Origin of the sequence: Pedobacter heparinus (genome assembly GCF_032678725.1) — a bacterium.
GTDB classification, from domain to species: domain Bacteria; phylum Bacteroidota; class Bacteroidia; order Sphingobacteriales; family Sphingobacteriaceae; genus Pedobacter; species Pedobacter heparinus_A.
The window spans coordinates 557,678-574,760 of record NZ_JAVTSC010000001.1; the positions used below are offsets into that span (position 1 = coordinate 557,678).

Genomic DNA, 17,083 nt, shown 5'->3' on the forward strand with positions numbered 1-17,083 from the left:
CATTACCATTAAATTTGATTTTAACATTTCGAAACATTTTAGATCATGGATGAAAAGAACAGAAATAGTAAACGTTCCAGAAGGGATTTTATTGGTGGATTTGCAGCAGCGACAGGCGGCTTAGCCATGTTGTCTGCCAATCCGGTACATGGAACCACCAAATCTGTTCAAGTATTCCATACAAACGCTGAAAGCATCTTGCCGGTTTTTAACGTTAAAGATTTTGGCGCCAAAGGAGATGGCGTTTTTTTAAATACCAGGGCGATTCAGTCTGCAATTGATCAATGCACTAAAAATGGAGGTGGCACTGTATTTTTTCCCCAGGGTAATTTTTTAACAGGTACCCTTGAATTAAAAACCAATGTAAATCTCTACCTGTCGGCTGGTACCACAGTTTTTGCCAGTGGTGATTTAAAAGAATACCGGTTTAAATGTTTGCTTTATGCCCAGGATGCAAAAAATATAAGCATTACAGGTAGGGGGACGATTAATGGCAATGGAGAATCTTTTTGGGCTGAACTGCTGAAACAGGCACTGTCGGAGGATGAAATAAACCGACGGATGAGAAGACCAGAATGGATGATGCAGTTTTTAAGATGTGATAACCTGCTGCTCGAAGGGGTTACGATCATAAACAGCCCCAGGTGGTCTATACATCCGATCGATTGTGAAGGTGTTACTATAACGGGAATAACTATTCTGAATGGCGTTTACGAAAAAGACGGACCAAATACAGATGGGATAAATCCTGATGGCTGTTCAAAAGTCCGTATATCCGACTGTCATTTACAATGCGGCGACGATTGTATTGTTTTGAAGATTACCGACCGGGAGGGAGGGAATAAATTTTGCCGGGATGTGGTGGTCACAAACTGCATTCTTCAATCCTCCGAGACTGCCTTAAAGATTGGTTCTGAATCAAATGGTGAGTTTAGAAATATTGTTTTTTCCAATTGTGCCATCCGTGACTCGGGTTGTGGATTCGGTTTATGGATGCGTGATGGGGGAGTGATCGATGGAGTGATCGTAAGCAATATCACCCTGGAAACCTCTGGTTTAAAGAACGGAGGACAGGTTATTTATATGTGGACACATCCAAGGCGAAAAGATGGTGCATTTGGTGCCGTGAGAAACATTAGCATTGTTAATGTCATTGCCAATGGATATGGCGGTATTTTTATCAGTGGCGCAAAGGAAAAATACATCAGTGGCTTAACGCTGGATAATGTCAGGATTTTTGTCGGTCCTGGCCGGGAAACCGATTTTCATCAGGATCCTCCTTATCCTTTTACCGTTTGGGGGCACCAGGTAGCACCGTTTGATATCATGTGCCGCTACGTTGAAGACCTTAAACTAAGAAATGTTCAGTTTACCTGGGCTAAAGAAGAAAAGGAAGAATGGGGAAGTGCCATTCGTTGCTGGTACATCAGGGGCCTGGAAATTTCAGGGTTTAACGGCAGGCAATCGCTTCGCTCAAAATCGGCTGCTATCTGGTTAAAGGAAGTTAAAGGGGCTTATATTTACAATTGCAGGGCACCTAAGGATACCGGTGCAGTTTTTCAATTTGATGAAGGAACAACACAGGTCACGCTGATGAGCAATGAATTTAGCCAGGCTAAAAAATTGAGTTTAAAACCTATAAATAAAAATGAACTGTTTGAAAGCGGAAACAGATTGCCCGCTTCAGCTAAATAAAGTAGCATTCTTTACTTATTTATTATAATACATCAGTTTTAATGGGATAACTTATACAATAATGTTAAGAAAGTATATAAAATCAATTAATATTCACACTTAACACAACAAAAAAAAATACAATTTTATTGTATCAAAACGGATAAGGGATTTAATGCTTCAATTTTTGCTCTCGCTGCTAATCAGAATTACTTAATGTAATTTAACAATAGTTAATTGAAAGATCAAACCAAACCAAAACCAAACCAAATAAAATGTCAGATAAACCCAACTACCCTTAAAAAAACCTATGAAATCGTTTCACCGGTGTGAAATGATTTCATAGGTAGTTTGTCGCGACAGGCATCGCGATTCACTGTACTGTTTTAAATTCTGTCTTCGGTTATACGAAGATCATACCATCCATTAAAACGAAATAAAACTATGAATTTTTTTACAAAAAAAAGGATTATTAGCCTCAGGATGATTGTATTAGTTATCTTTATCATAACTATTCAACTGCTTGCTGGTAATAAGGTAAATGGCCAGACTAAAGAAGTTGTTGTGACCGGTCTGGTTACTGATGCCACTAATGGCGAATCTTTGCCCGGAGTAGGCGTTAAGTTAAAAGGCAGTTCCATTGGTACATCAACCGATTCAAAAGGAAGGTATTCCATTAAAGTTCCTGGAAATGCCACATTGGTATTCTCCTACATCGGGTATGTAGCCAGCGAAATTGCAGTAAATAACCAGACTACCATTCAAGTTAAACTTAGTGTTGAAGATAAATCACTAACCGAAGTAGTTGTAGTGGGCTATGGTACACAAAAGAAAGCTTCATTAACAACAGCAGTAGGCAGTGTAGAAGGAAAAGCTGTAGCAGAGCGGGGTACGGTAAGCCCGATGAAAGCTTTACAAGGGCAGATAGCAGGTGTAGACATCAAGAGTACATCCGGCAGGGCCGGATCTTCCAGCTTCAGCACCCAGATCAGGGGCCAGAATTCATTGGCTGGCGGGCAGCCTTTATTTGTCGTAGATGGGGTAATCGTAGATGACATTAACTATTTAAATCCGCAGGACATCACTAAAATAGATGTGCTGAAAGATGCTGCATCTACAGCAATCTATGGATCAAGAGGGTCAAATGGCGTAATTCTGGTTACGACCAAACTGGCCGGAAGTGCCAAGGGGGCACCAACCATTTCCTTAGACAGTTATTATGGCAGCAGGCAGGTAGCCAGGATGCCCGATTTCATGAATGGCGACCAGCAATGGGAATTGTTACAGAACAGCTTTATTACCAATGGAATGATCAACAATACGCCATATGATGCCAATTCTCCGGCCAGGGGAAATGCTGAGATCCTCCGAAGGATAAATGAGAAAGATTATACCAACTGGCGTGATATTGTATTGAAAACGGGTAATCAGCAGAACCATTGGCTTACTGCATCGGGAACATCAGGCGACAACAATATCCAATACATCATTGGCGCTGGTTATCAGAATGAAAAAGGGAATCTGGTTAATGAAGCCTTAAAAAGATACAATTTCAAAGCTAGTGTAGAAACTACGATCAGCGAAAAATGGCGTGCAGGTATGAACATTAATTTTACCAGGTCTGATTTAGAACGCGGAAGTAATGTGGCCATTAACAATGCCTTCCGACAACTGGATTTCTATGCGCCTTATGATATCAAAGATGGTAGCCTGGCCTTTCAGCCAGGGCAGATCTGGGATCCTGTGGCAAAAAGCTATACCGGGTATGGCACGTTTGTAAATCCGATATTGGAACTGGCGAATTCTCAAAATAACACCAAAACTAATTTTGCCCTGGGAAATATTTTCCTGCAGTTTTCACCGCTCAAATGGATTGACATCCGGTCAACCTTTTCGCCCAGGGTAAACTCCAGCAGGAATGGTCTTTTTTCAGGTCCGCAAACACAGGAAAGAAATGGGAACCTCTCGTCTGCCCAGGTAACCAACCGGCAAACATTTGCTTACATTATGGACAACATGGTTACGGTAAATAAGACGATCAAAGAACATAATTTTTCTTTTACAGGTTTATATAGTATTCAAAATGATGAGTTGGAAAGTAGTTCAGCTTCGGTAGCTGATCTGCCTTTTGAGTCGGGATGGTACAATATGGGCTCTACACTAAACCGTACCAATACCGGCAGTTCTTATGCGAAAGTTTCACTGATCTCTTACGTTGCCAGGTTAAATTATGCTTATAAAGACAAATACCTGGCTTCGGTTGTCAACCGCTGGGATGGGGCATCTAAACTGGCTGCAGGTCGTCAATGGGCATCATTCCCTTCTGCCTCTGTTGCCTGGGTAATTTCTCAGGAAGACTTCTTAAAAAAAGTAAAATTTGTATCAGAAGCAAAACTCAGGTTTAGTGCCGGTGAAGCCGGTAACAACAATAACATTAACCCTTATGAAACCCAGGCGCTGCTGTCAAACCCGGCACTTTATGATTTCGGCGGTACACCAGCTTCAGGTTATATGACCAACAGGCTTGCCAATGGTGCCCTGACCTGGGAGCGGACACGTGAATATAACCTGGGACTGGATTTCGGACTGTTTAAAGGCAGGGTATCGGGTACTGTAGATGTTTATGACAAGCTTTCCAAAGGTGTGCTGATGGAAAGAAACATCCCTGTTGAATCCGGATGGTCCAGTATCAAAGACAATGTGGGTTCTGTAAGTAACAAAGGGATAGAATTAGCATTAAGAACGCAGAACGTTGCCTCAAAAGATTTTACCTGGTCAACCTCCTTTACTTTTGCCCGCAATAAAAACGCAATTGAAGAATTATTAGGGAAACGCGTTGATTTACCGGCCAACAGCTGGTTCATCGGTAAACCTGTCAACGTTTTTTATAACTATGTTTTAGATGGGGTATGGCAGGAAAGTGAAAAGGCACAGGCATTGATCTACAGCCAGACTCCAGGACAGTCGAAAGTAAAAGATCTGAACAATGACAACAAGATCAGTAATCCGGAAGACCGTACCATATTGGGCCAGATAGACCCAAAATGGACCGGAGGGTTTTCTACTCACTTTACCTATAAGAATATTGATTTATCGGCATCAATTTATGCCAGGCAGGGTATGCTGATGTCTAGTCGTGTCTACGCCGACTTTTTAAGGTATGACGGCCTTACCAATTATGTTTTTATAAATGGAGATTATTACATGCCTCCCAATAATGTAAACGCGGGTAAAGCCTCTAATTATTATCCTCAACCCAATAATGCGGGGCCATATTGGAGGGGCTTAATGCACATTACACCGAATTCTTTTGTGAAGATACAGCACATCACGCTGGGCTATACGTTTCCGGCAGGTTTACTGCAAAAAGCCAGGATCAAAAGTCTCCGGGTTTATGCAAATGTGTTAGATCCGTTTGTTTTCACTAAATACAAGGGCTTTGACCCGGAAACCGATGGCGATGTGAACGCAGCATTAAATGATACCGGAGTTGCATCTATTACCTATCAGTTTGGTATAAACTTGAAATTTTAATTGAAGGGACATGAAAAAGATTAATATATTTTGTTTGTTCTTCCTGTTGTGCGCAACGACAGGATGTAAGAAAGATTTTCTTAAAGAGGAAAACAGGTCCAATGTGGTGGCAGAAGATTTCTTTAAAACTGCCGATGGCTATGAAAAACTAGTAAACAGTGCTTATGCATCCCTGCGTAACATCTACGCTGAGCCTTTTATGTATGAAGTTGGTACAGATATGTACCTCGAGGCCGCAGATGTACTGCCTATTGGCTTAAGTGAATATAGAACCTTAAATGCTGATGACGGAAACGTTTCTGCTTATTATACTTCTTTGTACAGGGCTATCCAGGCTTGCAATACAGGTTTATATTTTAATGATAAAACAGCTGTAACTGCCAATCTTCCACTAAGAAAAGGGGAGCTGCAGTTTATCAGGGCATTTTATTACTTTCTGATGGTCCAGAATTTTGGAGGTGTGGCCATTGTTACAGATCGTACCGATAAACCTATTATTGGATTTAAAAGAAATACTGCAGAGGAAGTGTATGCTTTTGTGCTAAAAGAAATGAACGAAGCGCTGGCAGCAGTGCCTGAAACAACAGGGGATTTTGGACGGGTTACCAAAAGAGCAGTCAGACATTTCCTGGCCAAAGTTTATTTGACAAGGGGATATGACACATTCGGTACCCCTCAGGACTTTACAACTGCGGCAACTCTGGCAGATGCAGCCATTGCGGGTCAAACATTAACCACCTCTTTTGAAGATCTCTTTTATCCTGGAAATGAAAAAAATCCTGAGGTTTTGTTTTCCGTACAATACGATAAGAGTTCTTTAACCAATGGCGGACTTGCCGGTGGCAACAAGCAAGCTTATTATTTTGGACCTTATATGGGATCATTACCTAGTAGCGGAGCACCGCTGCGTTATTTTTCTTTAGTACCATCATTGTATGTTTATGATTGCTATACTGCTGATGATTCGCGTTTTGAAGCAACCTTTATGGTTTATTTGTATCAACGCTATCTCGATTATTATGATCAAAAAGCAAACCGGGCAAATTTGAATATCGCTTACTATTACAAGCCTAAATGGGACACCCAGACAGATGCGCAATGGCGTGCAGCCGATCCCGTACATAGAACTGCCACACAAATCATACCTTATGGTGCGGCATGGGAGCCAGGTAAAAATGCTTCAGGAAGCTTTACTTCTCCTGCTGTTAAAAAATTTGATGACCCGACAGCATTGTATGATGTGGCCACCAGTTCCAGAGATCTGATCCTGGCACGTTTGGGAGAAACCTATCTCATTGCTGCTGAAGCCTATTTCAAATCCAATAACCCAGGTACAGCAGCTGCAAGGATTGGTGAGGTAAGAAGAAGGGCAGCCAAACCAGGCCGGGAGGCTGCGATGGCTATATCGGCAGGAAATGTTAACCTGAGTTTTATCCTGGATGAACGGGCACGTGAGCTCGTAGGAGAATATCATCGCTGGCTTGATTTGAAGAGAACAGGCACACTCATGTCGCGTACCAAATTGTATAACCGCGACATCAAAACAAAGTGGTTCGATATCGGTATCAATCCTTTTCTGGGCACTAACGGGCAATTTAAAGTACTGCGACCAATACCTGCTGCAGCGATATTGCTCAATGACGATGACTATGCCCAAAATCCGGGATACTAAATTATCATTTCATACTTTAAAAAATAATCAGATGAAATTGCAATTAAAATATATCGCCTTGCTGCTTCTGGGGTCTTTTACCTGGTTAAGCGGATGTAAAAAGGATAAGGAAACCACCGGAGGACCGGTTGAAAATGTAGTATTGTTTTCTGAAACGGCTTCTATGGTAGTTGGCAGTTCCTCCACATTTACTGCTACTATAGCCCCAAAAACCGCCGGTAACAAAGCCGTAACCTGGGCCAGCAGCAATGCAGCTGTTGTTTCGGTCAGTGATAAAGGACTGGTAACCGCCCTTACCCTGGGTACAGCTACCATTACTGCAACGACAGTAGATGGGAATAAAACCGCAAAATGTGTGATCACCGTAACAGCTAACGTTATAGAGGTATTTGCCGTAACGCAGGCCGATGAAACAGCGGCTACGGCCATTGGACGTACCGTTCAGCTGAGTGCAATTATAGCACCAGCCTCTGCTACCAATAACAACGTTACCTGGGCTACCAGCAATGCTGCTGTAGCTACTGTAAACGCTACAGGTTTAGTGACAGGTGTAACTGCCGGTACAGCATTCATTACAGTTACTACTGCTGATGGTGGTAAAACCGCCAGTTGTGAAGTTACGGTTACTGCAAACCCAGTAGCCGTAACAGGCGTTACACTGCCTGCTACGGTATCTATTCAGCCAGATAAGACCGCTCAACTAAAACCAGTGGTAGCACCAGCATTGGCCACCAATAAATTGGTAACCTGGAGCAGCAACAATACAGCCGTCGCAACAGTAAGCGCAACGGGATTGGTAACCGGTGTTACTTTTGGTTCGGCTATCATTACTGCAACCACTGCAGATGGTAGTAAAACAGCTGTTTGCGAGGTGGTTGTTGAAAAAGAAAACCTGCTGGTCAACCCCGGCCTGGAAGATGGTTTAACCAAATGGGACAAGAGATATGGTTCTGATTCTGAATTGAATACAGATCCTGCTCATGTTTATAAAGGCAAGAACTCACTTAAAATAGGACCTACAGCAGATACTGGTCGCGGACAGATCATTACCAGCGGATTTACAGCCGGTGCAACTTATACCTTATCCGGCTGGTGTAAAGTAGTAGGTGCCGGAAATGGCATTTACTTTAACGTTCAATGTTACAGTCCGGACGGCAGACTTAAAGACGTCGGCGGCCCTCCATTTACCTCAGCAACCTTTAAAAAGGAATCATTTAGTACATTGATACCTGCGGGTACTACTTCTATCCATGTATTTGTCTATTCTGACGGGGGCAAAACCCTGTATACAGATGATTGGACGTTTACTAAAGATTAAGTATTTTACAGAGAGATAATTATAATGCGATTAGGATGAATTTGACGATCAGAAAAAATATCATTTGCCGAAGCTTGGGGTTCCTGGTTTTATTTAACCTGTTGTGTTTCAAAGGGCATGCCAATACCCGCGACAGGCCACTGATCTATCCAATTCCCCAGGAGGTCAAATTAACAGAAGGTAGGTTCATTCTGGATGAATCTACCTTCATTATCCTGCGGGAAAAGCCAGATGCAGCAGATGAGTTTTTAGCCAGATCTCTGGCTTATGAACTGGCTGATAAATATGGTTTTCCCATCAAAACAGTAAAAAAGACAAGCTATAATTTAAAGGATAAGTTCCTGTTGATCGGTTCGCTGGCTAACCCACTGGTTAATGCCTATTGTAACAAAAATGGTTTAACCCCGGCCTTAAAGAAATTGGGAGAGGAGGGATACATTTTAGCGGTTTCCGGAAATACGGTTGTTGTTGCCGCAAACAGTAAAAATGGTGCATTTATGGGACTTTCATCACTCCGGCAGCTCATTACTAAAGAAAACAATAAAATCTCTATCCCAGGGATTATGGTTAAAGACAGTCCGAAATATGCTTTCAGAGGGATTAAACTGTATCTTCCGGGTAAAGAAAATATCCAGTTCTTTAAGCGGTTCATTAAAGACTTTGCAGTTTTATACAAATACAATAAGATCATCCTGGAATTAAATGCCAACATGCGTCTGGATTTGCATCCCGAACTGAATATTGGTGCTGTAGCCTTTAATAAATATTTAAATTACAGCAGGATAGACCGCCCACCCGGAAAACATCGCGAATTTCAGGATTCATCCCATCAGGATAACGCAGATGGCGGAATACTGGAGAAGGCTGATGTGGCCGATCTGGTCAGTTATATGAGGGAATTTAACATGGAGGTGATTCCTGAATTACCGTCTTTAACCCATGCTTACTACCTGCTTTCAGGGCATAAAGAATTGGCAGAGAATCCCGAACAGACCTATCCTGATACCTATTGCCCGTTAAAGCCTAAAATCTACGACATCTATTTTGATGTGCTTGATGAGTATATTGAGGTGATAAAGCCCGCAATGATCCATGTTGGGCACGATGAATGGCGGGTTGAAAAAGACGTATGTAACCTGTGCCGGGGAAAAGATTACGGTGAACTGTATGCAGGGGATCTAAATAAAATCCATGCTTATCTCGCTAAAAGAGGAATTAAGACTGCCATTTGGGGCGACCATTTGCTGGAATCCGTAACTTCAAAAGGATTTCAGGAGTGGACAAGCTTAACCGGCTATAAATACAAAATCCCTGGTGCACTTACACTAGAGCAGGTAAAGCAACTGATCCCAAAGGATATTCTGATCTTTAACTGGTTCTTTACTGATATTAAGAATGACCAGCAAGTAGCTGATTTTGGCTTTAAACAGGTATATGGGAACTTTCATCCCCTGATCAGCAACTGGCAGGACAGGGCTAAAATCAAGGGAATATTAGGTGGCGCCCCCTCTTCCTGGTCTGCAACAACGCCCTTAAACATGAACAAGGACCTGATGTTTGATATTTTTGCTGATGCAAACCTGTTGTGGTCAAAATCCTATTTGTCACCAAATCAGTTGAGTACAATGATGGAACCACTGGTTGCTGAAACCTATAAAAATCTAAGTGGAAAAACGCTGCCAAGCGATGATGGTGCTAAAGTGAGTCCGGTCGATATTTCCCGGCTTTACAATTCCTCCTTAACAAAAGGGACCGATAGTTTAGGTCAAAAGCTTTTACAGGGCAGGGTAAGTTCCGGGAACCGGACATTTGATTTAAAACCTGCCGATGATCAAGCTGGTATTGCAATGGTAGTCAGCAGCCAAAAAGCAGAGGCAAGGCCATCCCTTAAGGGAATTCCTATCAATAAAGATGTAAGCAGCTTACTGTTTTTGCATGCCTCTGCAAAAGAAGCAGGCAACCGAAAGGGCTACTACTCCCAATACAATTTTGATGATACGGCAGAACTGCTGGGCTGGTATGAGATTGTTTTTGAAGATGGATTTGTGGAAACAGTTCCTATCCGTTACGCGGTAAATATTTTAGACTGGAACCTGAACAAAAGAATAAAAAAGGATAAAATGACCGAAAACACCAGCACACATGCTTATCAGGCTGTCGCAGTTGATTGTAGTGCAGCAGGGGATACTTCGGTTACTTTTTTTGCATTTGAATGGAAAAATACCAGGTTTAGAAAAAAGATAAAAGAGGTCAGGCTCTGTGGGGTGAATGAAAAGGAAAAGGGAAATGCCATTGTTCTTTTGGCATTAAGCATTGCTGAAAACCCTAAGGTGACTGAAGCGATAGGGCTGGAGGCCCATTAATTTTTGTTCCATATTTTGCTGAATACATATGAAGTTTATTTTAGTTGTTTTAAGTTTGTTTATCCCGGTAATGCTGTATGCACAGTACGATGTAAAGGCATTTGGAGCCAAGGGTGATGGTGTTGCCTTAGATACCCGTGCTATCCAAAATGCCATAGATAAGGCTTTTGAAAATAAAGGTGGTATGGTATCGGTTCCGGCGGGGGTTTATAAAATTGGCACCCTCATCCTTAAAGATCACATCAACTTACATTTACAGGCCGGTGCCATGTTGCTGGGCAGCCCTGATTATAAGGATTATACCGCCGTAGCGCAAAAAATGCCCTCACGCAGTAAAGACCTCTATGCGAAATATTTTATGATCTTTGCTGAGGATGCCAAATACATCTCTATCACCGGATCCGGAGTGATACATGGCAACGGCCTGAAAAATTTTCAGGAAGTTAGGCCGCAAAACCTCAGGCCTTATCTGATGCGGTTGGTAAATTGCGAGAATATCATCATCCGCGATGTGCAGTTGTTGGAATCGGCCAATTGGACCTTTCATTTATTAGCCTGTAAGGACGTGAATATTGATGGCCTGGTGATCGAAAACAGAGCGAGGGGCAATAGAGATGGCCTGGATATTGATGCCTGCGAGCGTGTTACGGTTTCAAACTCAAGGTTTCTGACCACCGATGATGCCATTGTATTGAAAGCAACAAACGATATGCTTTGTCAGGACATCAGCATCAGCAATTGTGTCATGAGAACTACAGGTTCAGCTATAAAAATAGGTACAGAATCCAATGGTGGTTTTAAAAATATAACGGTAAGTAATTGTGTATTTAAGGACGTACCCAATCATGCGGGCATAGAATTGATGACCGTTGATGGAGGAATGATGCAGAACATCCTGATCCAGAACATTGTAATGGACAATGTAAACACCCCGATTTTTATCAGGCTGGGCAATAGGGCAAGACCTTATCAGGCTGGTCAGTATGTAAATAAGATTGATGAAGTAAAGGATATCCAGATCAATAATGTTTCGGTGACAAATGCAAAATCACCTTCCAGCATCATGGGTATGCACAGCCAAAAAATTAAAAATGTAAGCATCAGCAATTATACGGTAAACTACGTATGGGCACAAAAACCTGGTCCTTATAATAAAGTGCCTTTTGCTGAGTTTTTATATCCGATGTCCACGATGTTTAAAAACCTGCCTGCCTATGGATTATACTGCAGAAATGTGGATGGCCTGCATTTACAAAATGTAAAAATGTATGCGGCTGAAAAGGAGAGCAGACCGGCATTGGTATTTGACAGGGTCAATGACCTGGAACTCTTTTCGGTGAAGGCCGAAATTAAAGAAAAGACCAGCCCAATGGTCTACCTCCGAAATTCAGATCGTATTATGGCCAGTTTTTGTACTTCCATGGGTTACAGCAAAGCTTTATTTGAAGCGGAAGACAACATGGGGACTGCTGTTTACCTGAGCAATAACGTTTTGCAGGGGCAGCAAGTTGAGCTTGTGAAAACAAGCGCAGTAACCGATGATAGCACTTTCGAAGATTTTAAAACTGAAACCAAATACAGTGTAACTAAAGGGACGCTTATCAAAGGCGTTAATGGAGCCGCATTGAGCAATAAGCCCCTTGCGGTTAAACTGAACATCAGCCATAAAGGCGGTATCCAGCTTCGGCTGCTGATGCTGAACGAATCAACCATACCTCAGAAAGTTGTCGTAAGATACCTGGGCATTACGCAAGAATTTTATATCAGCTGGAAAGAATGGGGCTGGGCACCCATCACCTTATTGAAAGAATTTGATGAAAACCAGCAGGTAAATTTTGAAATTACTGCCGGAGATGAAAGTTCCGGATTAAAAATAGCCAAAGCTTATTTGCTTTATCACGATGTTGCCATTACAGATTAACCATGAAAACAGCTGTTTACCATTTCCTGATCGCTTTTTTTATAGCCAGTCCACTTATCGGACAGGCACAGCAACCCAAAGACGTATATAAAAAGACACTGGGTGCGGTTTTAACAGAAGTGGAGCAAACATTTCAGGTTAAAATTAACTGTGATGACAGGTTAAAAAATGCAGAAGTGCAATATGCCAGCTGGCGGATTACCTCCGATCTGGGCCATACTTTAGATAATATTTTAAATCCTATTGGCTTGGGATACCGGGAAATGGGAAACAATACTTACCTGATCTCGCGTTACGAATATTACAGACGTTCTGAATCAGCCGGTAGCGCACACCTGGATGAGCTGTTAAAGTCCTATCCCGACGCAGCAGCTTTTGATAAAAGGAAAAGGGCCCTGCGTAACTGCATGTTAACTGCATTGGGTATAAATCAGCAAATCAAAAGAACGCCCCTTAATCCTATCATAAGAGCTAAGGTTAAAATGCATGGCTATACGGTGCAAAATGTGGCGTTTGAAAGCATTCCGGGTTATTTCGTATGTGGAACATTATACCTCCCAAATGATGGCCCTAAACCATTTCCTGTGATCCTGTCGCCAAACGGACATTTTTATGGGGCAGGTGAATCGATGACCGGCGAAGGTAGTGGCCGTTACGGTAAAGATGTACAATACCGTTGTGCGGCATTGGCAAAAATGGGTGCAATTGTTTTCAATTACGATATGTATTCCTGGGGAGAGTCGGCTGTACAAACCGGCAGTACATCCTTTCATGAAACGGGTTTTTCTTTAGCCATACAAACCTGGAACAGCATGCGTGCACTTGATTTTCTGCTCAGCTTACCAAATGCTGATAAAAGCAGGGTAGGTGTAACCGGAGCTTCGGGAGGAGGTACACAATCCTTTCTGCTGGCCGCTTTAGACGATAGAATAAGTATTAGCGTACCTGTGGTGATGGTGTCTTCCAGTTTTTACGGAGGTTGCCCATGTGAGAGTGGTTTACCTATACATGACCTCTGCGATGGGCATAAAACCAATAATACGGAAATAGCTGCATTAATAGCGCCTAAACCACTGTTGGTGATATCTGATGGGACCGATTGGACCAGGTCTGTACCTGGTACAGATTATCCATATCTTAAAAAGATCTATGGATTTTATGGAAAGGGAGCCAACATCGAAAATGTTCACCTGCCCAACGAAGGTCACGATTATGGGTATTCAAAAAGGGTTCCCATGTATGGTTTTTTTGCAAAAAAGCTGGGTTTAAATTTAAATGCGGTTAAAAACAAAGCAGGAAAGGTAGATGAAAGTGGCTGCAGGATTCAAAAACACACCGAAATGCAGGTTTTTACTCCGGCAAATGCCTGGCCCCTTACTGCCTTGAAAGGTCATGAAGCCATTCAAAAAGCATTTCTATACTACCATTCACAGTAATGTTCACCATTCCTTAAATATTTTCTAAAAAAGAAGGGGCAATTATGAAGAAACTAATGGCAAGCATTTGCGCTGTTTTATGCATTTCATTAGCCGGCAGCGGGCAACAAAAAGCAACTGTTAAAGAATACATTAAAATCTTTAAAACCTATCCCTTTTCTGATCCTGATCCTATCCCTGAATTTGGAAAACTCTACCCGTATTTTCGCTTTGATGGCTATACCAATCAGGCCATCGAAAAGAAATGGAAAGTGATTGAACTGGAGAATGATTACATCAAAGCAACGATTTTGCCTGAAATTGGTGGTAAAATATGGACTGCCATCGAAAAATCAACAGGGAAAGCCTTTATCTACAACAATGAGGTGGTAAAATTCAGGGATATCGCATTGCGGGGCCCCTGGACAAGCGGAGGAATAGAGGCCAATTATGGCATTATGGGACATGCCGCCCATGTATCTGCTCCGGTAGATTATACTTTGATCCATAAAAACGATGGGAGCGCCAGTTGTGTAATCGGAAATCTAGATCTGCTGAGCCGTTCTGCATGGCGTTTAGACATTAATTTACCCAAGGATAAAGCTTATTTTACTACCTCATCGTTTTGGTACAATCTAACTGCTACAGCGCAACCTTATTATTCCTGGATGACCGCCGGGATTAAAGCGGACGGTAATTTGCAGTTTGTTTTTCCGGGTACTCAATATCTTGGACATAGCGGAGAACATAACGATTGGCCTATCGATAAAAAAAATGGTAGGGACATCTCTTTTTATAAGAACAATGATTTTGGCAGTTTTAAATCCTACCATGTGGCTGGTAAAGCAAATGATTTTTTTGCAGGCTACTGGCACGATGAGGATTTTGGAATGGGCAGGTATTCTGGCAGGGGTGAAAAGAACGGACAAAAGATCTGGATCTGGGGCCTGTCTCCACAAGGTATGATCTGGGAAAAGCTTTTGACAGACACCAATGGACAGTATGTTGAAGTGCAAAGCGGCCGTTTATTTATTCAGGAGGATGAGAAAAGTACTTTCAGCCCTTTTAAACATAAAGGTTTTGCCCCATTTTTAACAGATCAATGGTCAGAAACCTGGTTTCCTATTGTAAAAACAAAAGGAGTAGTTGCAGCCAATAACTATGGCGCTTTAAATGTTAAACAAGAGGATGGCTGGTTAAAGGTATTTTTCTCTCCCTTACAGCCTGTTCAGGACGAATTAAAGATCAAGGTAAATGATGAGGTCGTGTATTCCAGGACGCTCCGGCTAAATACCTTGCAATTGTTTAAAGATTCTGTCCGGCTAACAACAGCACATGGGCAGATAGTTGCTATTCTCGGAGCGCATAAACTTAGTTACCATGCATCACCCGAAAGCGGTAAATTAAACCGGCCTATGGATATGCCTGCTGATTTTGATTGGAAATCCGGATACGGACTATACCTCCTGGGCAAGGAGCAGTACAAACAAAGATTGTATACTGCGGCAGAAGAAAATATAAGGGCTTCACTGGAAAAAGAACCCCATTATATGCCCGCACTAACAGAGCTGGCCATGCTGTTATACCGTCGAATGCAGTACACTGAGGCATTGAGCCAGGTTAAAAGAGCTTTAGCTATCGATACTTATGACGATGCGGCAAATTATTACTATGGCTTAATCAATTTAAAATTAGGCATGAATGCCGATGCGATCGATGGCCTGACCATTGCGGCTATGGGTGTGGAGTACCGCAGTGCCGCCTATACCTTGCTCGCGGGTCACTATTTGAAAATGAAAGCGCTTGAAAAATGCATAGCTTATGCAATTAAAAGTATAGATTATAACCGTTATGCTATGGATGCCTATCAGCAGCTGGCGGTATGCTACCGTTTACTCGATAAAAAAAAGGAAGCAGAAAATGTATTGGATACACTTTTAACATATGATCCTTTAAATCATTTTGCCAGGTTTGAACGATACCTTCTTAGGGGCAGTTTGGCCGTTCAGCATCAGTTTACCACTTTAATCAGCAATGAACTGCCACAGGAAAGTTTTCTCGAACTGGCCATATGGTATGATCATAAAGGTTTAAAGCTCGAAGCAAACCAGGTGCTTGAACTGGCACCTGCACATACCATCGTTAGTTATTGGAAAGCCGCTCTTCAAAATAAGGGGGTGCCCGATGCCGATCTGAGTTTGGATCTGGTGTTCCCTTTTCGCACAGAGACCGCTGAAATTCTGGAACAGTTGATATTAAAAAATGGGCAGTGGCAACTGAAGTACCACCTGGCCTTAATTCATTGGCACCTGAACAATATGGAACGGGTAACAGCATTGTTTGATCAGATTGCTGATGTACCAAAATATGCTCCATATTATGCTGCAAGGGCTAAATTACCTAAAAAGAACAGCGCCGCTATGCTTGCCGACCTGCAGAAGGCAGCAGCACTTGACCCACACAACTGGCGCTACAGGGAAAGTCTGATCCAGTATTATATTTCAGCGGAGGCTCCTGTAAAGGCTTTGCAGCTGGCTGATGCTGCTTATAAAGATTTTTCCGGCAACTATCTTATCGGGACCATAAAAGCAAAAGTGCTGGTGCTGAACGGTAAGTATGCTGAAGCGAAAAAACTCCTGAAATCACTTGTTGTTCTTCCAAGCGAAGGCGGAACCAGCGGAAGAGAATTGTATAAAGAAACCTTGCTGAAGCTGGCACTGGAAGAAATGAACAAGAAGAACTATAGAAAGGCTTTAAATGAAATCTCAGCAGCTCGCATATGGCCAGAAAATCTTGGCGTAGGCAAACCTTACGAAACCGAGGTTGATGAACGATTGGAAGACTGGATGGCTTACCGGAACTTTATGCTGTTGGGAGAAACCACAGCTGCGCAGCAAATGCTGGATAAAATTCTGGCCTTTGATGTTTTCCAGAACAATGGTAAAATTCAAAATTCAGCTGCCAATCTGATCAGTGCCTGGGCTTTAAAACAAAAAGGAAAAGCCATCGAAGCTGAAGATCTTTTACAAAAATGGCTGAATCAGGAGCCGGGTAATGAACTGTCGGCCTGGGTGTTCCAAGCGTATAAAGCAGGGAAATCAACTGAAATGGGTAAATATTCCAGAGACCTGAATTATAAAATACTGCTACAAATCATTGCTATGCGTTTATAGGACTGAACCTGAA

8 protein-coding genes are annotated in these 17,083 nt (G+C 42.3%); all 8 read left to right on the forward strand.

Annotated features, from left to right (window positions below):
* Positions 1–45: 45 nt before the first annotated feature.
* The 8 genes from R2Q85_RS02225 (at position 46) to R2Q85_RS02260 (ending at position 17,070) form a co-directional block, all read left to right on the forward strand.
* Positions 46–1,695: a glycoside hydrolase family 28 protein gene (locus tag R2Q85_RS02225; RefSeq protein WP_316810108.1), complete on the forward strand. Its 1,650-nt coding sequence runs from the start codon at positions 46–48 to the stop codon at positions 1,693–1,695.
* A 462-nt stretch (positions 1,696–2,157) separates the two neighbouring features.
* A complete protein-coding gene (locus tag R2Q85_RS02230; protein ID WP_316810109.1) occupies positions 2,158–5,208 on the forward strand; it encodes a TonB-dependent receptor in 3,051 nt (1,016 codons plus the stop codon).
* Between the two features lie 10 nt (positions 5,209–5,218).
* Entirely contained in the window at positions 5,219–6,880 is a 1,662-nt protein-coding gene (locus tag R2Q85_RS02235; protein WP_316810110.1) for a RagB/SusD family nutrient uptake outer membrane protein, read from the forward strand.
* A gap of 31 nt (positions 6,881–6,911) precedes the next feature.
* Entirely contained in the window at positions 6,912–8,198 is a 1,287-nt protein-coding gene (locus R2Q85_RS02240; protein ID WP_316810111.1) for an Ig domain-containing protein, read from the forward strand.
* Between the two features lie 35 nt (positions 8,199–8,233).
* Positions 8,234–10,561, forward strand: a complete 2,328-nt coding sequence (locus R2Q85_RS02245) for a glycoside hydrolase family 20 zincin-like fold domain-containing protein (RefSeq protein WP_316810112.1) — start codon at positions 8,234–8,236, stop codon at positions 10,559–10,561.
* Between the two features lie 28 nt (positions 10,562–10,589).
* The gene (locus R2Q85_RS02250; RefSeq protein WP_316810113.1) at positions 10,590–12,482 is read left to right on the forward strand and encodes a glycoside hydrolase family 28 protein; all 1,893 of its coding nucleotides are present in this window, start codon (positions 10,590–10,592) and stop codon (positions 12,480–12,482) included.
* A gap of 2 nt (positions 12,483–12,484) precedes the next feature.
* Entirely contained in the window at positions 12,485–13,918 is a 1,434-nt protein-coding gene (locus R2Q85_RS02255; RefSeq protein ID WP_316810114.1) for an acetylxylan esterase, read from the forward strand.
* A gap of 44 nt (positions 13,919–13,962) precedes the next feature.
* On the forward strand, positions 13,963–17,070 hold the full coding sequence (locus R2Q85_RS02260) for a DUF5107 domain-containing protein (protein ID WP_316810115.1): 3,108 nt from the start codon (positions 13,963–13,965) through the stop codon (positions 17,068–17,070).
* Positions 17,071–17,083 lie beyond the last annotated feature (13 nt).